Annotated in this window: 21 protein-coding genes; 15 read left to right on the top strand and 6 right to left on the bottom strand. The window is 66.3% G+C overall.

Features of this window, described 5'->3' with window-relative positions; genetic code table 11:
- Position 1 precedes the first annotated feature (1 nt).
- The 4 genes from JNK84_RS12705 to JNK84_RS12690 all read left to right on the top strand — a co-directional run bounded on the left by JNK84_RS12705 (position 2) and on the right by JNK84_RS12690 (position 2,531).
- Entirely contained in the window at positions 2-1,258 is a 1,257-nt protein-coding gene (locus tag JNK84_RS12705; RefSeq protein WP_293424601.1) for a cysteine desulfurase, read from the top strand.
- A gap of 40 nt (positions 1,259-1,298) precedes the next feature.
- Positions 1,299-1,670 (top strand): SUF system Fe-S cluster assembly protein, encoded by a 372-nt coding sequence (locus JNK84_RS12700; RefSeq protein ID WP_293424599.1) that lies wholly within the window; start codon positions 1,299-1,301, stop codon positions 1,668-1,670.
- Positions 1,671-1,776: 106 nt separating this feature from the next.
- Complete coding sequence (gene sufA, locus JNK84_RS12695; protein ID WP_293424597.1) at positions 1,777-2,154, top strand: Fe-S cluster assembly scaffold SufA; 378 nt, start codon at positions 1,777-1,779, stop codon at positions 2,152-2,154.
- Entirely contained in the window at positions 2,154-2,531 is a 378-nt protein-coding gene (locus tag JNK84_RS12690) for a TfoX/Sxy family protein (protein WP_293424595.1), read from the top strand. Before sufA ends, JNK84_RS12690 begins: the two co-directional genes overlap by 1 nt.
- Before the next feature lie 14 nt (positions 2,532-2,545).
- On the opposite strand, the gene JNK84_RS12685 is transcribed toward JNK84_RS12690, so the two are convergent.
- Positions 2,546-3,610, bottom strand: coding sequence for a GGDEF domain-containing protein (locus JNK84_RS12685; protein WP_293424593.1), 1,065 nt, complete (start codon positions 3,608-3,610; stop codon positions 2,546-2,548).
- A gap of 117 nt (positions 3,611-3,727) precedes the next feature.
- A complete protein-coding gene (locus JNK84_RS12680) occupies positions 3,728-5,194 on the bottom strand; it encodes a DEAD/DEAH box helicase (RefSeq protein ID WP_293424591.1) in 1,467 nt (488 codons plus the stop codon).
- A 254-nt stretch (positions 5,195-5,448) separates the two neighbouring features.
- Between JNK84_RS12680 and JNK84_RS12675 the strand changes: the two genes are divergently transcribed.
- Positions 5,449-6,147, top strand: a complete 699-nt coding sequence (locus JNK84_RS12675) for an alpha/beta fold hydrolase (RefSeq protein ID WP_293424589.1) — start codon at positions 5,449-5,451, stop codon at positions 6,145-6,147.
- On the opposite strand, the gene JNK84_RS12670 is transcribed toward JNK84_RS12675, so the two are convergent.
- Positions 6,148-6,600, bottom strand: a complete 453-nt coding sequence (locus JNK84_RS12670; RefSeq protein ID WP_293424587.1) for a hypothetical protein — start codon at positions 6,598-6,600, stop codon at positions 6,148-6,150.
- A 2-nt stretch (positions 6,601-6,602) separates the two neighbouring features.
- Positions 6,603-8,657, bottom strand: a complete 2,055-nt coding sequence (gene parE, locus JNK84_RS12665) for a DNA topoisomerase IV subunit B (RefSeq protein ID WP_293424585.1) — start codon at positions 8,655-8,657, stop codon at positions 6,603-6,605.
- Between the two features lie 228 nt (positions 8,658-8,885).
- Between parE and JNK84_RS12660 the strand changes: the two genes are divergently transcribed.
- The 5 genes from JNK84_RS12660 to argC all read left to right on the top strand — a co-directional run bounded on the left by JNK84_RS12660 (position 8,886) and on the right by argC (position 11,672).
- Positions 8,886-9,116 carry a tryptophan-rich sensory protein gene (locus JNK84_RS12660; protein ID WP_367272331.1) on the top strand — a complete coding sequence of 77 codons (231 nt, stop codon included), beginning with the start codon at positions 8,886-8,888 and terminating at the stop codon, positions 9,114-9,116.
- Between the two features lie 19 nt (positions 9,117-9,135).
- Positions 9,136-9,327, top strand: coding sequence for a twin transmembrane helix small protein (locus JNK84_RS12655; protein WP_293424583.1), 192 nt, complete (start codon positions 9,136-9,138; stop codon positions 9,325-9,327).
- Between the two features lie 6 nt (positions 9,328-9,333).
- Positions 9,334-9,912, top strand: coding sequence for a cob(I)yrinic acid a,c-diamide adenosyltransferase (locus tag JNK84_RS12650; protein WP_293424581.1), 579 nt, complete (start codon positions 9,334-9,336; stop codon positions 9,910-9,912).
- 29 nt (positions 9,913-9,941) lie between these two features.
- Entirely contained in the window at positions 9,942-10,541 is a 600-nt protein-coding gene (locus JNK84_RS12645) for a GNAT family N-acetyltransferase (protein ID WP_293424579.1), read from the top strand.
- A gap of 81 nt (positions 10,542-10,622) precedes the next feature.
- A complete protein-coding gene (argC, locus tag JNK84_RS12640; RefSeq protein WP_293424577.1) occupies positions 10,623-11,672 on the top strand; it encodes an N-acetyl-gamma-glutamyl-phosphate reductase in 1,050 nt (349 codons plus the stop codon).
- A 27-nt stretch (positions 11,673-11,699) separates the two neighbouring features.
- Here argC and JNK84_RS12635 read toward each other — a convergent pair whose 3' ends face one another.
- Both JNK84_RS12635 and phaC read right to left on the bottom strand, forming a co-directional pair.
- Entirely contained in the window at positions 11,700-12,134 is a 435-nt protein-coding gene (locus tag JNK84_RS12635; protein ID WP_293424575.1) for an acyl-CoA thioesterase, read from the bottom strand.
- A 3-nt stretch (positions 12,135-12,137) separates the two neighbouring features.
- A complete protein-coding gene (gene phaC / locus JNK84_RS12630; protein ID WP_441343244.1) occupies positions 12,138-13,898 on the bottom strand; it encodes a class I poly(R)-hydroxyalkanoic acid synthase in 1,761 nt (586 codons plus the stop codon).
- Positions 13,899-14,431: 533 nt separating this feature from the next.
- Here phaC and JNK84_RS12625 point away from each other — a divergent pair.
- From JNK84_RS12625 to glpX, 5 genes are all read left to right on the top strand, one after another.
- A complete protein-coding gene (locus JNK84_RS12625; RefSeq protein ID WP_293424573.1) occupies positions 14,432-14,803 on the top strand; it encodes a hypothetical protein in 372 nt (123 codons plus the stop codon).
- A 124-nt stretch (positions 14,804-14,927) separates the two neighbouring features.
- A complete protein-coding gene (locus JNK84_RS12620) occupies positions 14,928-16,157 on the top strand; it encodes an LL-diaminopimelate aminotransferase (protein WP_293424571.1) in 1,230 nt (409 codons plus the stop codon).
- Between the two features lie 18 nt (positions 16,158-16,175).
- On the top strand, positions 16,176-16,982 hold the full coding sequence (gene dapB / locus JNK84_RS12615) for a 4-hydroxy-tetrahydrodipicolinate reductase (protein ID WP_293424569.1): 807 nt from the start codon (positions 16,176-16,178) through the stop codon (positions 16,980-16,982).
- A gap of 118 nt (positions 16,983-17,100) precedes the next feature.
- Positions 17,101-18,420, top strand: coding sequence for a homoserine dehydrogenase (locus JNK84_RS12610; RefSeq protein ID WP_293424567.1), 1,320 nt, complete (start codon positions 17,101-17,103; stop codon positions 18,418-18,420).
- A 24-nt stretch (positions 18,421-18,444) separates the two neighbouring features.
- On the top strand, positions 18,445-19,446 hold the full coding sequence (gene glpX / locus JNK84_RS12605) for a class II fructose-bisphosphatase (RefSeq protein WP_293424565.1): 1,002 nt from the start codon (positions 18,445-18,447) through the stop codon (positions 19,444-19,446).
- The last annotated feature ends 3 nt before the right edge of the window (positions 19,447-19,449 follow it).

Genomic DNA, 19,449 nt, shown 5'->3' with positions numbered 1-19,449 from the left:
CATGTCCGCTCCGGGCCGGCATCCTGCGGTCGCCAATGGCGGCTATGACGTCGACCTCATCCGCAGGGACTTTCCCGCGCTCGCGCTGAAGCCCTACGGCAAGGACCTCGTCTATCTCGACAACGCCGCCTCGGCACAGAAGCCGAAGGCGGTGATCGACCGGATCACGCGGGTCTACGAGACCGAATACGCCAACGTCCACCGCGGCCTGCACTACCTCGCCAATGCCGCGACGGAGGCCTATGAGGCGGCGCGCGAGAGCGTGCGCGCCTTCCTGAACGCGCCCTCGGTCGATCAGGTTATCTTCACGCGGAATGCGTCGGAGGCGATCAATCTGGTCGCATCCTCCTTCGGCGGCATGGTGATCGGCGAGGGCGACGAAATCGTGCTCTCGATCATGGAGCACCATTCCAACATCGTGCCGTGGCATTTCCACCGCGAGCGGCGCGGGGCGAAGCTGGTCTGGGCGCCCATCGACGACGAGGGCAATTTCCTCATCGACGAGTTCGAGAAGCTGCTCGGGCCGCGCGTGAAGATGGTGGCGCTGACCCACATGTCGAACGCGCTCGGCACCGTGGTTCCGATCGCCGAGTGCATCCGGCTGGCTCATGCGAAGGGCATTCCGGTGCTGGTCGACGGCTCGCAGGCGAGCGTCCACATGGACGTGGACGTGCAGGCGCTCGATGCCGACTTCTACGTCTTCACCGGCCACAAGGTTTACGGGCCGACCGGCATCGGTGTGCTCTACGGCAAGAAGGAACATCTCGACCGTATGCCGCCGTTCAACGGCGGCGGCGAGATGATCTCGGTGGTGACGACCGACACGGTCACCTACAACGACCCGCCGCACCGTTTCGAGGCGGGCACGCCGGCAATCGTGCAGGCGATCGGGCTCGGCGAAGCTGTCGAATACATGCGTTCCATCGGACGGGACGCTATTCGCGCCCACGAGGACAAGCTGGTGCGATACGCGCATGAGCGGCTCGGCGCGATCAACTCGATCCGCATTTTCGGCAATGCGCGGGACAAGGGCGCCATCGTCTCTTTCGAGATGAAGGGCGCCCATGCCCATGACGTCGCGACTGTCATCGACCGCTACGGCGTGGCGGTGCGCGCCGGCACACATTGCGCCATGCCGCTGCTGCAACGGTTCGGCGTGACTTCGACCTGCCGGGCGTCGTTCGGGCTCTACAACACGATCGAAGAGGTCGATCGCCTTGCGGAAGCCCTTCTGAAGGCCCAAAATATGTTCGGCTGAGACGATTTCGTCCAGCCTTGACCCACGGACCTTGACCCCGATGGACGATACCCAGACCCTCAATACCACCGTGGGTGGCGACACCAATGCCATTCCCCCGGAAGAGCTCGATCGTCTGACCGACGATATCGTCGCGGCCATGAAGTCGGTCTACGACCCCGAAATCCCGTCGGACATCTACGAACTCGGCCTGATCTATCGCGTCGACATCGACGATGCGCGCAAGGTCGCCATCGACATGACGCTGACGTCGCCGTCCTGCCCCGCGGCGGCGGAACTGCCGGGCATGGTGGAGAATGCGGTGGCCAGCGTGCCGGGCATTTCAGAGGTCAAGGTGAACCTGACCTTCGATCCGCCCTGGGACCAGAGCCGCATGTCGGACGAGGCGCGCGTCGCCCTGAACATGTGGTGAGCGCCGCTGGCATTCACCGGGCATTTAACTCGGGACGCGCAATCTCTATATTGAGCGCAGACGCTTTGAACGCCGGGCCTTGAACCCGGGCGCTTTGGAGATCCAAATGCCCTTGCCGAAGATGCAGGCCATGCGCCTGACCGAAACCGCAGCCGAGAGGGTGAAGTCTCTCATGGCTTCATCCGACACGCCGAAGGCCGGTCTGCGCGTCGGCGTCAAGAAGGGCGGCTGCGCCGGCATGGAATACACGATGGAGTTCGTCGAGGCTCCGGCCAAGTTCGACGAGGTTGTCGAGGATCGCGGCGTGAAGGTCTTCATCGATGCCAAGGCGGTGCTCTACCTGCTAGGCACCGAGATGGACTTCGTCACCGACAAGCTGGCCTCGAAATTCGTGTTCAACAACCCCAACCAGACGTCGGCCTGCGGCTGCGGCGAGTCCATCGCGCTGACCCCGGCAAGACCCGAGGCGCTCGGCGCGGTCTGATGGCGGATGCCGCCTTCGACCCGGATTTCCTGATCGATCTGTTCGCGCCGTTTGCGCGCGTCACCGTCAAGCGGATGTTCTCCGGCCATGCCGTCTATCGCGACGGCATCGTTTTCGCGCTGGCGATCCGGGCCGGGCTGTTCCTCAAGGCCGATGCCGAGACGACGCCGCTGTTCGAAGCGGCTGGCATGCCGCCCTTTACCTATGGGCGGGCGAGTGGCGAGCGCGTCGTGGCGAGCTATCGCCGGATGCCCGACGCCTGTTTCGATGACGAGGACGACTTGCGGAAATGGGCGGCGATCGCCTGGGATGCCGCGCGGCGCGCGCCGGTCAAGCCGAAGCGTTCGCGGACGAAGACGGTCAGGCAGGAACGCTGATCAGGCGATGCTGATCAGGCGACCTTGACGTCGAGCATCTCGGCTTCCGGGTCGGTCTCGCAGACCACGCGATTACGGCCGTTGCGCTTCGCCGAATAGAGGCACTGATCGGCGCGATCGTAGAGGGTCGCGACGGTATCGCCGGGCTTGAAGGCGGCGACGCCGAGCGAAATGGTGATGCGACCGAGGTTCTCCGACGTGGAGCGCTTGATCAGCTCCTTGGTCATCACCGAGCGGCGGATGTGCTCGGCGACCGTCACGGCCGCGCGCAGCGTCGTGTCGGGGAGGATGATCGCGAACTCCTCTCCGCCGTAGCGGCAGGCGAGGTCCTGTGTCTTGACGTTCTGCTTCACCGACAGCGCCACGAGACGCAGCACCTGATCGCCGGTCAGATGGCCGAACGTGTCGTTGAACTTCTTGAAGTGGTCGATGTCGCTCACCAGCAGGCAGAGCGGCCGCTCGCTCTTGTTGGCGAGCGCCACGGCCTTGGTGATGGCCTGATCGTAGAACTTGCGGTTGCCGAGCGACGTCAGCGGGTCTGTCAGCGATTCCGTCCTGACGGCGTCGAGATTTTCCTGCAACTGCTGAATCTCGCTGCGCGAAGCCTTCAGCCGCTGCTCCAGTGCCTTGTTGTTGGCTTCGATCTCGCGCGTCGAGCGCACGAGCGTCTCGATGATGGTCCGCACGCCCTCGGGAGTGCCGACGGCAGCGAGCCGGGCCGAGGCGCCGGCGAGGTCGTTGCCGTAGGCCGAAGCCTGACCCGCAGCGGAATCGATCATGGCCATGACCTGCTCGATCTCGTCCATGACGCGGTTGCCGACGACGTCGATCTTGTCGGTCAGCCGGTTGGGCGAGAGATGGGCCTCGTAGACGCCGTCGAGCTGTTCCTGCGTGATCGCGCCGTGTTCGGACAGAATGACGTTGATCGCGTCCGACAGTTCGGCGTGATAGCCGGATGCGTAGGTGTACCAGACCTCGTAGTTGCGCGGCATGGCGCCGAGCTGCCGGCCCTTGATCTGGGCAAAGGCAAGGTCACCGAAGCCGTGGCTGCGCTCGACATCGTCATTGTGTTCTTGCATGGACAGCAGCCGGTTCTGGCGTGGAAGAGCACGCTTCCACGCACTCCGAGCTCGATGGCCGGAACGGTAACGCGCTAATGCTTTATCCCCGGTAAAAGTCGGACTTATCCGGTCAGATCATTTTGCCTTGAAGGCAACCGGTCGCAGCAGGAACTGCGGCAGGTGCGACATGTCCGCTTCCTCCGACGCGGGCTGACGGGGCGCGGGGCGGCTGACGGCCGGGGGACGCGCGGATTCGGCGGCGCGCGGCGCGCGTTCGGCGCGATTGCCGGAGCGGCCTTCATGCGAGCGGCCCTCGGGCGGGCGTCCTTCGGATGAACGGCCCTCGGACGAACGACCTTCCGACCTGCGGGCCGGGCGCTCCTCGCCTTGCCTGCCCTCGGAGCGACCGCCACGGGACGGGCCACGCTCGCGTCCGCCACGGCGTTCGCGACGGGCTTCGCCCGCCTCTTCCTCGGAGACGGCGTCGCCCGACCATTCGATGGTCTGGCCGATGAGCTTCTCGATGGCGGCGAGCAGCTTCATGTCCTCGGAGGTGACGATCGTGATCGCGGTGCCGAGACGGCCGGCGCGGCCGGTGCGGCCGATGCGGTGGACATAGTCCTCGGCATGGTGCGGCGTGTCGTAGTTGAAGACGTGGCTGACATCGGGAATGTCGAGACCGCGCGCGGCGACGTCGGAGGCGACGAGCAGCTGGGTGCGGCCGTCACGGAAGCCGGCGAGGGCCGCCATGCGCGCGCTCTGGTCCATGTCGCCATGCAGGGCAGCGACCGAGAACCCGTGCTTGTTCAGGGATTTGTAGAGGGTGGCGACCTCGCTCTTGCGATTGCAGAAGATGATCGCGTTCTTGAGGTTCTCGGCGCCGCGGATGAGCGCGCGCAGCGTGTCGCGCTTCTCGAAATCCTTGCGGGGCGAGCGCACGAGGCGCTGGGTGATGGTGGTCGCGGTGGATGCCGGGCGGGCAACCTCGACCTTCACGGGATTGTGCAGGAACTGCTCGGTGATGCGCTGGATTTCCGGCGGCATGGTGGCCGTGAAGAACAGCGTCTGGCGGGTGAAGGGCACCATCTTGCAGATGCGCTCGATGTCCGGGATGAAGCCCATGTCGAGCATGCGGTCGGCCTCGTCGATGACGAGCAGCTCGACGCCGGTCAGCAGCAGGCGACCGCGCTCGAAATGGTCGAGAAGCCGGCCGGGGGTGGCGATCAGCACGTCGACGCCGCGGGTCAGCTTGGCGTCCTGATCGCCGAACGAGACGCCGCCGATGAGCAGGGCAACGCTCAGCTTGTGGTTGACGCCGTATTTGACGAAGTTCTCCTCGACCTGCGCGGCGAGTTCGCGCGTCGGCTCGAGGATGAGGGTGCGCGGCATGCGCGCGCGGGCGCGGCCTTCTTCCAGCATGGTCAGCATCGGCAGCGTGAAGGCGGCAGTCTTGCCGGTGCCGGTCTGGGCGATGCCGAGCACGTCGCGGCGGGCCAGAACGTGTGGAATGGCCTGCTGCTGGATGGGCGTCGGGTTGGTGTAGCCGGCCGCGGACACGGCCGATTGAACCTTGGCGCTGAGGCCGAGTTCGGAAAACAACATGGGTGGAGGGTATCCTTCAGGTCTCGGGGTCTTCTGACGATGTCTTGAGGCAATCGGCGCGATACGGTTTCGCGCAGCGGCCCCTAGAACCCACGAGGCCGGACGGACATGGCGAAGGGCTCAGCGGACGAGCCATTCGATGCGGCGCAACATAGTCGCGCGGCCCCGATTGTCAACGAATGACAGGCGTGCGAACCCTCTGGACCAAGCCGATTCGGCGGAATTCGGCATGATTGGTGAAGGATTCCACCCTCATGGCCAAACCCGCTCTCGTTTTCGTACCGGGTCTCAACTGCACCGCCGATCTGTTCGCACCGCAGGTGGAGGCGCTCTCGGACCTCGCCGGCATTGCCATCGCCGACCATGCCAGCGACGACACCGTCGAGGAGATCGCCGGGCGACTTCTCGCCGCCGCGCCGCCGCGCTTCGCACTCGCCGGCCTGTCGATGGGCGGCTATGTGGCGCTCGAGGTCATGCGGCAGGCGCCGCAGCGGGTGCAGAAGCTCGCGCTGCTCGATACCCGTGCCAGCGCCGACATGCCCGAGGATGCCGAGATCCGCATGGCGGCGATCAAGATGGCCCAGACAGGCCGGTTCGACGACATTCACGGCGTGCTTTGGCCGCGCCTCGTCCATCTGAAGCGCGTCGGCGACAAGGATCTCGAGGCGATCGTGCGGTCGATGGCCGATCAGACTGGTCCGGCCCGGTTCATCCGCCAGCAGAAGGCGGTGATCGCACGCCCGAATTTCGAGCCGGGCCTGAAGGCGGTCCGCTGCCCGACGCTGGTTCTGGTCGGCGACGAGGATGCGATCACGCCGCCTTTCATGTCCGAGGACATGGCCGAGGCCATTCCCGGCGCAAAGCTGACGGTGATCGCTGATTGCGGACACCTCTCGACGCTGGAGCGGCCGGAGGCGGTCAATGCCGCGCTGATCGAATGGCTTTCGGCTTGATTAGCGGCTGCCGGAGAACATGACCTCGCCGGGCGGGCCGATGGTCAGCATGTAGCGCCGCTTCTGGCCGCTGGTCAGAACGGTGCCGTCGAACATGACGCGCGCGCCATCGACATCAGGCTCGATGCGGTAATCCTCGATCTTCACCCGCCAGTCGAAGACTTCGGGGATTTCCTCCGTCGCGACCACGCCGATCCGGCCGGTGCGCTGGTCGGCGACTGCAAGCCACTGGACGAAGAGGCGCATGGCGCCGTCTGGCGCGTTGGTCCTGAGCAGCACGATGCGCGAGGGTCCCTCGCGGTCACCCTGCCGCCAGGTGCCGGTGGCGCGCAGGAACATAACCTCGCCGGGGATGGCGGCGAGGATGCGGGTCGGATCGGGTGACTGGGCGGCGAGGGGGGCCGCCGCCACAAGCGCGGCAAGCATGGTGAGCGCCGCTGCCGCCCGGCGCATGGTCAGATGTCCAGTTCCTGCGCGAACTCGGCGCGCTCCTGGATGAAAGCGAAGCGCGGCTCAGCCTTGACGCCCATCAGCCGCTCGACGCTGTCCGAGGTCTCCGGCCGCTCCTCCGGCACGACATGGACGCGCAGAAGGGTGCGCACCTTCTTGTCCATGGTCGTTTCCTTCAGCTGGGCCGGCATCATTTCGCCAAGGCCCTTGAAGCGGCCGATCTCGACCTTCTGATTACCCTTGAACGCGGTGCGCAGCAGTTCGTCCTTGTGGGCGTCGTCGCGGGCATAGAGCGTCTTGCCGCCCTGGGTCAGGCGGAACAGTGGCGGCACGGCGAGATAGAGGTGGCCGTGGTCCACCAGGCGCGGCATCTGCCGGTAGAAGAAGGTGATGAGAAGGCTCGCGATATGGGCGCCGTCGACATCGGCGTCGGTCATGATGATGACGCGCTCGTAGCGCAGGTCGTCGTCGCGATAGTGCGAGCCGGTGCCGCAGCCGAGCGCCTGGACGAGGTCGGAGAGCTGCTGGTTCTGCGCGAGCTTGTCGCGGCCCGCCGAGGCGACGTTGAGGATCTTGCCGCGCAGCGGCAGGATCGCCTGGGTCTGCCGGTCGCGCGCCTGCTTGGCCGAACCGCCGGCGGAATCGCCCTCGACGATGAAGATTTCCGAGCCCGCGGCGGAGGTGTTCGAGCAGTCGGCGAGCTTGCCGGGCAGGCGCAGCTTGCGGACCGCTGTCTTGCGACTGACATCCTTCTCGGCACGGCGGCGCAGCCGTTCCTCGGCGCGCTCGATGCACCAGTCGAGGAGGCGATTGGCCTGGTTCGGATTGCCCGCGAGCCAGTGGTCGAAGGGATCGCGGATGGCGTTCTCGACGATGCGCGCGGCCTCGGCGGTGGCCAGCTTGTCCTTGGTCTGGCCCTGGAATTCCGGTTCGCGGATGAACACGGACATCATGACCGAGCAGCCGGACAGGATGTCGTCGGTGGTGATCTGCGCCGCCCGCTTGTTGCCGGTGCGCTCGGCGTGGTCCTTCAGGCCGCGGAGCAGGGCGACGCGCAGTCCCTGCTCATGCGTGCCACCATCGGGCGTAGGAATGGTATTACAGTAGGACGAGATGAACCCGTCCTGGTCGCCGACCCAGCCGATCGCCCATTCCGCGGAGCCGTGCCCCTGCTTGTCCAGCTTGCCCGCGAAAATGTCGGGGTGGACCATGGTCGCGCCGTCCAGTGTCGCGGCGAGATAGTCCTTGAGGCCGCCGGGAAAGCGCAGCACGGCCTTCTCGGGCGTATCGGTGCCCTTGACCAGCTCCGGGTCACAGGACCAGCGGATTTCGACGCCACCGAACAGATAGGCCTTGGAGCGCGCCATCTTGAACAGGCGCGCCGGCTTGAACGTGTTGGTTTCCTTGAAGATCTCGGGGTCGGGCAGGAAACGAACCTTCGTGCCGCGCCGGTTCTGGATGCGGCCGAGTTCCTCGAGCCCGGTCTGCGGAATGCCGCGCGAGAAGCGCTGGCGATAGAGCATCTGGCCGCGCGCAACCTCCACCTCCAGCGACACGGAGAGGGCGTTGACCACGGAAACGCCGACGCCGTGCAGGCCGCCGGAGGTCTCATAGACCTTGGAATCGAACTTTCCGCCCGCGTGCAGCGTGCACATGATGACTTCGAGCGCGGACTTGTCAGGGAATTTCGGGTGTGGGTCGACGGGGATGCCGCGACCGTTATCGGTGACAGAGAGCGAGCCGTCGGCTGACAGCTCCACATCGATCCAGGTCGCGTGGCCGGCGACCGCCTCGTCCATGGCGTTGTCGATGACCTCGGCGAACAGGTGGTGCAGCGCTTTCTCGTCGGTGCCGCCAATATACATGCCGGGGCGGCGGCGCACCGGCTCCAGTCCCTCGAGAACCTCGATGTCGGATGCCGAATAGCCCTGTTCGCCCGGCGTTCCCGCAACCTTGGGCGCGGCTTTCGGCGCGGCGCGCGCCGATGCGGTCTCGGCACGGGCAGGGGGCACTGTCTTCGCCGAATCCTTGGGGCCGCCGAACAGGTCCGAATTGTCCATCTCTCAACCCATTTCCGGATGCTGCGGGCACCCGCGAATCACTTTCCCGATCATGGCACAGCCGCCGCCCCATGCGAACGGAACGGAAACGCGAGCGTGGCCGGCCGGTGTCCCGGATAGCGGGCGAAGCGTGTTCCGAAGGCAGGAGCCGCGCCGGATCGATGGACCGTCGGCTTATCCCGCAGCGTTGGTCCATCGTATCGATAGCAAGCGCCCAGAGGAAGCAGGGTGTGGATAGAGCGGTACGACAGCAGCAGAGTTGCCGGCCGACAGCTGGCCTCTCGCATCGTGCATCGCTGTCGCGGCCATAGCGATCGGCGGCCTCAAGCCATCCATCGCCGCGACGATCTGGCTGCATGGACAAAGGATCGGATAGCGTCGCTGCCGCTGATCCCCTATCTAGCCTGGGTGAGCTTCGCGGCCGTGCTCAACATCGCCATCTGGCGCCTCAACGGCTGAACTGAAGGCTTGAGGACCCATGTCCTTCTCCGCCCTCGTGCCGATCGCCATCGGCGCGGTCGCCGTCGTGCTCGTGCTCGGCTTGATCAACATGATGCGCGGCGGCTCGCCGAATACCTCCCAGAAACTGATGCGCTGGCGGGTCGGGCTGCAGTTCCTCGCCATCGTCGTGATCATCATCGCCATCTGGCTGAAGGCGAATGGGGGCTGATCCGCGATGGTGAAGCTCAACAAGATCTACACCCGAACCGGTGACGATGGCACAACCGGCCTCGCGGCAGGGCCGCGCAGGCTGAAATCCGACCTGAGGGTCGAGACCTATGGCGTGGTGGACGAGGCCAATTCCGCGATCGGCATCGCGCGGCTGCATACGGCCGGTGCCGATGCCGTCGATGCCATGCTCGGGCGCATCCAGAACGACATGTTCGACCTCGGCGCCGACCTGTCGACGCCCGAGACGGGTAAGGACCTCGGTTACGAACCGCTCCGGATCGTGGCGGCGCAGGTGGCGCGCCTCGAGGGCGAGATCGACCTGCTCAATGCCGAACTGAACCCGCTGAAGAGCTTCATCCTGCCGGGGGGCAGCGCCGCCTCGGCGCATCTGCACCTCGCGCGGACCATTGTCCGGCGGGCGGAGCGGTTCATGGTGGACCTCGCCCGCCGCCCGGACGAGACCGTCTCGGCCGCCTCCCTCGAATATGTGAATCGGCTGTCGGATTTCCTGTTCGTCGCGGCGCGCTATCTCAACGACAAGGGCAGGGCGGACGTGCTCTGGGTGCCCGGCAAGAACCGGTGATGGTTCCGGCTCTCGAAACCGAACGTCTGATGCTCCGGCCGCGCGGGGTCGGCGACATCGACGATGTCGTCGCGATGGATTCCGACCCGCAGGTGCGGCGCTTCCTTCCGCCGGCATTCCGCGACGGTTTCGACGCCGCGGCCTATCGCGCGATCCTGCCGGAACGGATCGCCACGGATCACGGTCCGGGTCTCGGCCATTGGATTCTTGTCGCCCGCGCGCACCCGAACGCGTTCGTCGGGACAGCCCTGCTGATCCCGGTCGAAGGCAGGGGGCCGGATGTCGAGATCGGCTGGCGCCTGCCACGGACCCACTGGGGCAAGGGCTTTGCAAGCGAGGCCGCGCGGCAGATCGTCCTGCACGCCCGGCGGACCGGCCTCGCCGAACTCGTGGCGCTCATCCACCCCGACAACGCCGCCTCCATCGGGGTTGCGCGGAAGCTCGGATTTGCTCCCGACGGCTCCAGGGATGCCTATGGCACGACCTTCCGGCTCCACCGCCTCGCCTCTCGAAAATCCTTGACAGCGGCGGGCTTCCGCATCAGATACCCGCCCCATGAACATGATCGCGACCAGCACCCGACGCCGCCGTCTCATCCTCCGATGAGCGTGTGCGGCCGTGTGCCCTGATCGATCCGGTCGCCGCGCTCCACAGCGCGGCTTTTTTGTTTCCAGACCCCCCAACGGCATCCCTTCCAAGCGGAGGACATCATGACCACGAAGGCCCGCATCGGCATTCTCGGAGCTTCAGGCTATACCGGCGCCGACGCCGTTCGCCTTGCCGCCCGCCATCCGCATGTCGAGATCGCCGCACTGACGGCCAATACCCATGCGGGCAAGGCGATGGCCGATGTCTTTCCGCATTTCTTCATGCTCGATCTGCCGAAGCTGATCGAGTGGGAGAAGGTCGACTGGACGAGCCTCGACGCGGTGTTCTGCGGCCTGCCGCATGGCACGACGCAGGAGATCATCGCCGCGGTGCTGGCGGCCAATCCGAAGATCAAGATCCTCGACATGTCCGCTGATTTCCGCCTGCGCGACGGCGCGACCTATGCGCAGTGGTATGGCCACGAGCATCGCGCGCCAGGCCTCCAGAAGGAGGCGGTCTATGGCCTGACCGAGCTGTACCGGGACGAGATCACGGCGGCCCGGCTCGTGGCCTGTCCCGGCTGCTATCCGACCGCGACGCTGCTCGCTCTGGTGCCCATCGCCAAGGCCGGGCTGATCCATGCCGACGACATCATCGTCGACGCCAAATCGGGCGTCACCGGCGCCGGCCGTGGCCTCAAGCAGAACACGCTGTTTTCCGAGGCCGGCGAGGGGCTCTCGCCCTATTCGATCGGCAAGCACCGGCACGCGCCCGAGATCGAGCAGGAGATCGGCGTGGCGGTCGGCGGTACAGTGACGATCAACTTCACACCGCATCTCATTCCGATGGCGCGCGGCGAATTGTGCACGTCCTATGTCAGGCTCAACGGCGCGACGGCCGACGACCTGCGGCAGGCGCTGGCCGACGCCTATAAGGACGAGCCCTTCGTCCATGTGGCGCCGAAGGGCGTGGTGCCGCAGACCCAGAACGTGCGCGGCTCGAACTACGTGCAGATCGGTGTCTTCGAGGACCGCATTCCCGGCCGCGCCATCGTCATCTCGACGCTCGACAATCTCGTGAAGGGCTCGGCGGGACAGGCGATCCAGAACATGAACCTCGTCCTCGGCTATCCCGAGACGACGGGCCTGGAGCAGATCGCGCTGTTCCCGTAAGCGGATGCGGGCGAACTCGCCCGCGCCTCACTTCATCAGCAGCGTCGCGAACTTGGCGCGCTGGACGTCGTTCCACGGCGTCGAGCGCCGCAGCTTGAGGTCGATCTGCGCGGTCGTCGACGATCCCGACACGAAGCGCTCGCCGCCGACGAAGACGGCCTGGTCGAAGGTCAGCGACGAGGCGCCGACCCGCCGGATGCCGATCGCGATCTGGACGAAGCCGGGATAGAGAATCTCGCGGTGGTACTCGATCTCCAGATGGACCAGCGAAATGCCGCGTCCCTCGCCGGTGAGACGCACGCCTTCCTTGTCGAAGAACTCGGTGCGGCCGATCTCCAGATAGGTCGCGACCGCCGCGTTGTTGACGTGGTTGTTGGGATCGAGATCGCCGTAGCGGATCGGATGCACGGTGACGAACGGGTAGACGTCGAGCGCCGGGCGCTCGCTCAGGGGAACACGCAACTTTCAGTCCTTCACTTTCACATAGCGCCCGGGGGCGTCTTCGATCGGCCGGTGCTTGGTCGAGCCCATCCTGCGAGCGGGCACGTCCTTGCCGTCATGGTCGCGAATCCAGGCCCGCCAGTGGGGCCACCATGATCCCGGATGCTCAGTCGCCTTGGCGATCCAGTCCTCGAACTTCCCCGCAGGCGGGCCGCCGGTCCAGTGCTGGTACTTCTTCTTGTCCGGCGGGTTGACGACGCCGGCGATGTGGCCGGAGCCGGCCATCACGTACTCGACCGGACCGCCGAAGGCCGCCGATCCCACGAAGACCGAGCGGGCAGGGGCGATGTGATCCTCGCGCGAGGCGAGGTTGTAGACCGGCACCTTGACCTTCTTCAGGTCCAGCTTCTCGCCCGCCACTTCCATGCGGCCCTGGCTCAGGTCGTTCTGCAGGTAGCAATGGCGCAGGTAAAAAGAGTGGTTGGCCGCCGGCATGCGCGGGGAATCGGCGTTCCAGTAGAGCAGGTCGAAGGGCATTGGCTGCTTGCCCTTCATGTAGTTGTTGACGAAATAGGACCAGATCAGGTCGTTTGAGCGCAGCATGTTGAAGGCGTTCGCCATCTGCTTGCCTTCGAGATAGCCGGTCTGGGCCATGCGCTTCTCGAGACTCTGGATCTGCTCTTCGTCGACGAAGACCTTGAGGTCGCCGGCATAGGTGAAATCCACCTGCGTGGTGAAGAAGGTCGCGGTCTTCACCACGTCGATCTTCTTCGCCGCCATATAGGCGAGCGCGACCGCCAGCAGCGTGCCGCCGACGCAGTAGCCGATGGTGTGGACCTTATCCTCGCCGGTGATCTCCGAGGCGACGCGGAAGGCCGAGAGCGGGCCTTCCAGCATGTAGTCGTCGAAGCTCTTGGTGGCGTGACGCTGGTCCGGATTGACCCAGGACACGACGAACACCGTCAGCCCCTGGTCCACCGCCCATTTGATGAAGCTTTTTTCCTGCGTCAGGTCGAGGATGTAGAACTTGTTGATCCAGGGCGGGATGATGACCAGCGGCACCTTGCCGACCTTCGCCGTCGAAGGCTCGTACTGGATGAGCTGGATCAGGTCGTTCTCATAGACCACCTTGCCCGGCGTCATCGCGAGATTGGTGCCGAGCGCGAACTTGGTGTCGTCGGACTGGCGGATGCGCAGGTCGCCGCCGCCGCGCTCGATATCCTCCGCCAGCATGGTCATGCCGCGCACGAGGTTCTCGCCGTTCGAGCCGATGGTCTCGCGCAGCAGTTCGGGATTGGTCGGCACGAAGTTGGAGGGCGAGAAGGCGTTGGCGATCTGGCGCGTATAGAAGGCCGCCTTCTGCTTGACGTGCTCGTCCAGCTCGGCATCGGAGACAAAGGTCTCGGCGAGATTGGTCGTCAGCAGGTAGAATTGCTTCAGGAAGTCGAAGAACGGGTTCTTCTCCCATTGCGGATCCTTGAACCGGGCGTCGCGCGGATCCGGCTTCACGACCGGCTCGGCCGGCTCGCCGGCCATCGATTTCAGCGACTGGGTCCACAGCTCCATATAGCGGCCGGCCAGTTGCTGCTGGGCGGTCACCGTGCGGTTCGGGTCCTTGAGCCAGTATTCGGCGACCTGTCCGAGGGTCTTCACGACGTCGGCGACGCTGTCGGGCGAATCGGAGGGGTGGGCGCCGGTCTCGCGCGGCTTCATATAGGCCGCGAGCGCCTTGCCGCCGAGCTCGACCATGCGGGCGATGTTGCCGGACAGGCGCTCGACATCCATGGCCTGGAAGCGGAACGGATCGTCGGTGGCGGCGTCGGCCTGTGGCGCGAAGACCGGTTGCGGCGCGGGCGCCGGGCGGACGGATTCGGCCTTGTGAGGAAGACTGTCGGACAGCGGCTTGCGGGCGCCGCCGCCCTCGATGGCGACCAGCTTCGGCCGCGCGGCGGCGGGGCGATCGGCTGCGGCAACGGGCCGCTTCGCGGCAGGCTTTCCGGCATCCTGCGCGGCAACCTTTTTCGGCGCGCGCGCCGGCTTCTTCGGCGCCTGCTTCGCACCGGAGCCAGCCGGACTCGCGGCTTTCGACTTGCCGGGCTTGCCCGTCGAGCGTTTCGCCATGAGCGTGCCTCCGAAAATCGCCGCTTTCGTCCGTCACGAAATCGGTCCACTTTTCGATCTGAGCATATTAGGAAGGCGAAGCGCAGGTCGCCAAGAGAAAGATGGTGGCGCGCTTGGAGAGTGACATGGTCGGGACGATGCGTCGGTCGATGCTGAGACGGGCAGGTTTTGCAGCAGTCGCGCTTGCGGCTGTGGTCATGGCCGGCTGCCAGCATGCCGCGGACGGCTATCCCTCTCCCTACGGCCCGTCGACCCCGACGCCGCTGCCGCCGGTTGCGGGCGGCGGCCTGTGGAATCCCGCGCCAGTGCGCGCCACGGGCTATGGCGCCGCGACGCTGATCACGCGCCTGCCGCAGCCACAGACTGTCGCCCCGCCGCCGCGATCCTCGGAAACGCCGGAGCTGTTGACGCCCGAGCAGCAGGCGGCCCGCCGCCGCGGGCTTGAGAGCCTCCGCGACAGCCACGGCGCCGCCATGGACCGGCGAATCCAGTCCCGGGGTCGTGTCCGCGGTCCCGATCCCGGTTCACGCCCAGCCATCGATCCCGCCGAGCGCGGCAGCGAGGACTAGGCCGAAGGTCGGCTGTCCGAAATCGCCGCGAGGCTATGCCGGCCGTATCGCCTCGTGATACGCCTTGCGTCCCGTTCAGCACCCCCCCAGCGGCAGGGCCTGCCGCCAAACGCGAATCGATCCGATGAGCACGACCCAGTTTCACCGCATCCGCCGGCTGCCGCCCTATGTGTTCGAGCAGGTGAACAAGGTGAAGGCCGCCGCCCGGGCCAAAGGCGTCGACATCATCGATCTCGGCATGGGCAATCCGGACCTGCCGGCGCCGGAGCACGTCATCGAGAAGATGAAGGAGGCGATCGGCAAGCCGCGCACCGACCGTTACTCGGCCTCCAAGGGCATCCCGGGCCTGCGCCGCGCTCAGGCCGCCTATTACGAGCGCCGCTTCGGCGTGAAGCTCGACCCCGAGACGCAGGTCATCGCGACCCTCGGCTCGAAGGAGGGCTTCGCCAATATGGCGCAGGCGATCACCGCGCCCGGCGACGTGGTGCTGTGCCCCAATCCGTCGTATCCGATCCACGCTTTCGGCTTCCTGATGGCCGGCGGCGTCATTCGCTCGGTGCCGGCGACCGCCGACGAGGACTATTTCCGGGCCATGGAGCGCGCCATGCAGCACTCCATTCCGAAGCCGATCGCGGTGGTGACCTGCTATCCGTCGAACCCGACCGCGCAGGTCGCCGATCTCGATTTCTATGCGGAGCTGGTTCGTTTCGCGAAGAAGCACGAACTGATCGTGCTTTCAGACCTCGCTTATGCCGAGGTCTATTTCGACGATCGCTCGCCGCCACCCTCGATCCTGCAGGTGCCCGGCGCTTTCGACGTGGCTGTCGAGTTCACCTCCATGTCCAAGACCTTCTCCATGGCCGGCTGGCGCATGGGCTTCGCGGTCGGTAACGAGCGGCTCTGCGCCGCGCTCGCGCGGGTGAAGAGCTATCTCGACTACGGGGCCTATACGCCGGTGCAGGTGGCGGCGACCGCGGCCCTCAACGGCCCCGACGACTGCATCAAGGAGATGCGCGCGACCTACAAGAAGCGCCGCGATGCGCTCATCGAGAGCTTCGGCAAGTCGGGCTGGGATATCCCGTCGCCGAGCGCCTCCATGTTCGCGTGGGTGCCGATCCCGGAGCAGTTCAAGCCGTTGGGATCGCTGGAGTTCGCAAAGCTCCTGGTCGAGAAGGCGGAAGTGGCGGTTGCCCCCGGCATCGGCTTCGGCGAGCACGGCGACGACTATGTCCGCATCGCCGTGGTCGAAAACGAGCAGCGCATCCGGCAGGCCGCGCGCAACGTGAAACGGTTCTTCGACACCGCAGCAACGACGCTGCACAATGTCGTGCCGCTGGCTGCCGCCGGCCGCTGATCTTTCAAGGGCATTCGCATGATCAGGATCGTTGTCGCCGGCGCGTCCGGCTGGGTGGGGCGCGAGCTCGTCAAGGCGGTGGCAGCCGCTCCCGACCTCGAACTCGCCGGTGCGGTTTCGCGCTCGGCGGCCGGGCAGGATGCCGGCGAGGCGGCCGGCGGCACGCGTCTCGGCGTGACGATTGCCGCGAGCCTCGACGAGGCTCTGGCCGTGCCGAGCGACGTGGTCATCGACTACACCAAGCCCCATGTCGTGAAGGGGCATGCGCTGACGGCGCTCAAGGCCGGCCGCCACGTTGTAGTCGGCACGTCGGGCCTTTCCGCCGAAGACTATGCCGAGATCGAGGCGGCCGCGCAGGCTGCGGGCAGGGGCGTCATCGCCGCCGGCAATTTCTCGATCACGGCGTCGCTGCTGAAGCGTTTCGCGACCATCGCCGCGCGGCTGATCCCGGATGTCGAGATCATCGACTATGCCTCGGCCAAGAAGCCGGACACGCCGTCGGGAACCGGGCGCGAGCTTGGCGAAATCCTCTCGAAGGTGCGGCTGGAGCCGACGTCCAAGCCGGTGGGCGAGCTCGGCGGCATCCGCGAGACGCGCGGTGGAGCGGTCAATGACGGTGGCATCGCGGTGCAGGTCCACTCGGTCCGCATGCCGTCTTTCGTGCTGTCGGCCGAGGCGATCTTCGGCATGCCGGACGAGCGGCTGACGATCCGCCACGATGCGGGATCATCGGCGGCGCCCTATGTGGCAGGCACGCTGCTCGCTGCCCGCCGGGTTGGCGAGATCACCGGTCTGGTGCGCGGCATCGACCACCTGATCGGTTGAACCGCATGGGCGGCCTCGCAATGGCCGGCCTGCCGGTCGGTTCCTTGCACTGGCCGGTCAAATCGGGCACAAGCCCGGCGCGGCGCATTGGCCGTAGCAGGGCGCGGATCGGCTTTTCATGCAGGATGTCTTGAAGCTCGGCATTGCCGGCCTCGGCACCGTCGGTGCATCGGTCGTGCGCCTCATCGCCAAGCGCGACAACCGCCTCACCGAGGCGGCCGGTCGGCCGATCAAGGTCGCCGCCGTCACGGCGCGCTCGAAGAAAAAGGATCGCGGTATCGATCTTGGCGCCGCGCGTTGGGTAAGTGACCCGATCCAGCTCGCCACCGATCCCGAGATCGATGTTTTCGTCGAGCTGATGGGCGGTGCCGAGGATCCGGCGAAGGCGGCCGTCGAGGCGGCTCTTTCTGCCGGAAAAGCGGTCGTCACGGCCAACAAGGCGCTGCTGGCGGCGCACGGGCCTGCACTGGCGAAACGCGCTGAGGCGAAGGGCGTCGCGCTCAATTTCGAGGCGGCGGTCGCCGGCGGCATCCCGGTGATCAAGACCTTGCGCGAGAGCCTGCTCGGCAACACGATCGAGCGCGTCTACGGCATCCTCAACGGCACCTGCAACTACATCCTCACCCGCATGGCGGAAGAGGGAATCAGCTTCGAGGAATGCCTGAAGGACGCCCAGCGGCTCGGCTATGCGGAAGCCGACCCGACCTTTGACGTCGACGGTTTCGACACCGCGCACAAGCTGTCGCTGCTGACGAGCCTTGCCTTCGGCACGCTGGTCGATACCAAGGGTATTTCCATCGAGGGCATCCGGTCGATCAAGCCGGTGGACCTGAAGATGGCCGACGAACTCGGCTACAAGGTGAAGCTTCTGGGTGTGGCCCAGCGCACCCATGACGGCGTCGAGCAGCGCGTTCACCCGACCTTCGTGCCGAAGGACGAGGCCATCGCGCAGGTGAACGGCGTCCTGAACGCAGTCGCCATCGATGCGGACGCGGTGGACCTGACCCTCGTCGGTCCCGGTGCCGGCGGTGACGCCACCGCTTCGGCGGTCATCGCCGACATTGCCGATATTGCGCGCGGCCATCGCACCGCGCCGTTCATCCGGCCCGTCGCGAGCCTCGAAAAGCCGACGCGCGCGCCGATGACCCGCCACGAGGGCGGCTACTACATCCGCCTCGAAGTGGTGGACAGGCCGGGCACGGCGGCGCGTATCGCCTCGCGCATGGCGCAGAACAACATCTCGCTGGAATCGATCGTCCAGCGACGCTCCGGCCCGGTGCGCGGCGGCACCGATCCGAGCCAGGCCGCGGCGCCGGCTCCGGTCGTCCTCATCACCTATGCGACGACCGAAGCGGCTGTCAGGCGTGCGCTGAAGGCCATGGAGGCCGACGGCATCCTGATCGGCGGCCCGCAGGTCATCCGCATCGAGCGCAACTAAGAAACTCTACCGAAGGGGACCATCATGGCCGAGCAGGGGCTGTCCATTCCGAAGAATCTCGTGATCGAGCGCGTCCTGTCGATGGAGCTCGTGCGGGTAACGGAGCGGGCCGCGGTCGCCTCCGCGCGCTTGCGCGGGCGCGGCAACGAGAAGGCCGCCGACCAGGCCGCCGTCGACGCCATGCGCCGCGAGCTGAACAAGCTGCCGATCGATGGCCGCGTGGTTATCGGCGAGGGTGAGCGCGACGAGGCGCCGATGCTCTATATCGGCGAGGAGGTTGGCACCAAGCACGGCCCGAAGGTCGATATCGCGCTCGACCCGCTGGAGGGTACGACGCTCTGCGCCAAGGACATGCCGGGCTCGATCGCTGTGATCGCCATGGCCGAGCACGGCTCGCTGCTCTACGCGCCCGACGTCTACATGGACAAGATCGCCGTCGGTCCGGGCTTCCCGAAGGGCATCGTCGATCTCGATGCCTCGCCCGTCGACAACATCCACGCGGTCGCCAAGGCCAAGGGTGTCAAGCCGAGCGAGGTGACGGCCCTGATCATGGACCGGCCGCGCCATGCCAAGCTGATCGAGGCCGTGCGCGGGACCGGCGCGGCGATCCGCCTGATCACCGATGGCGATGTGGCGGGCGTCATCCACACCGCGAGCGCTGCCGAGACCGGCATCGACATCTATCTCGGCATCGGCGGCGCGCCCGAGGGCGTGCTGGCCGCGGCGGCGCTGCGCTGCGTCGGCGGCCAGATGCAGGGCCGCCTGATCCTCGACACCGAGGCCAAGGTCGAGCGCGCCCGCAAGATGGGCGTGACCGACCCGAAGAAGAAATACGCGATGGAGGAAATGGCCTCCGGCGATGTGATCGTCTCGGCGACCGGCGTCACCGACGGCGCGCTCCTCAAGGGCGTGGTGTTCGGCAAGGAGATCATCACCACCGAGACCATCGTCTACCGCTCGACCACCGGCACCGTCCGGCGGATTTTCGGCGAGCACCGCGAACTGTCGAAGTTCCACCTCGACTGAGCC

Source organism: Phreatobacter sp., from assembly GCF_016793595.1.
In the GTDB taxonomy this organism is placed as follows: domain Bacteria; phylum Pseudomonadota; class Alphaproteobacteria; order Rhizobiales; family Phreatobacteraceae; genus Phreatobacter.
The sequence above is the reverse complement of the archived record's forward strand: the minus strand, read 5'-3'. Positions and strand labels throughout refer to the sequence as shown.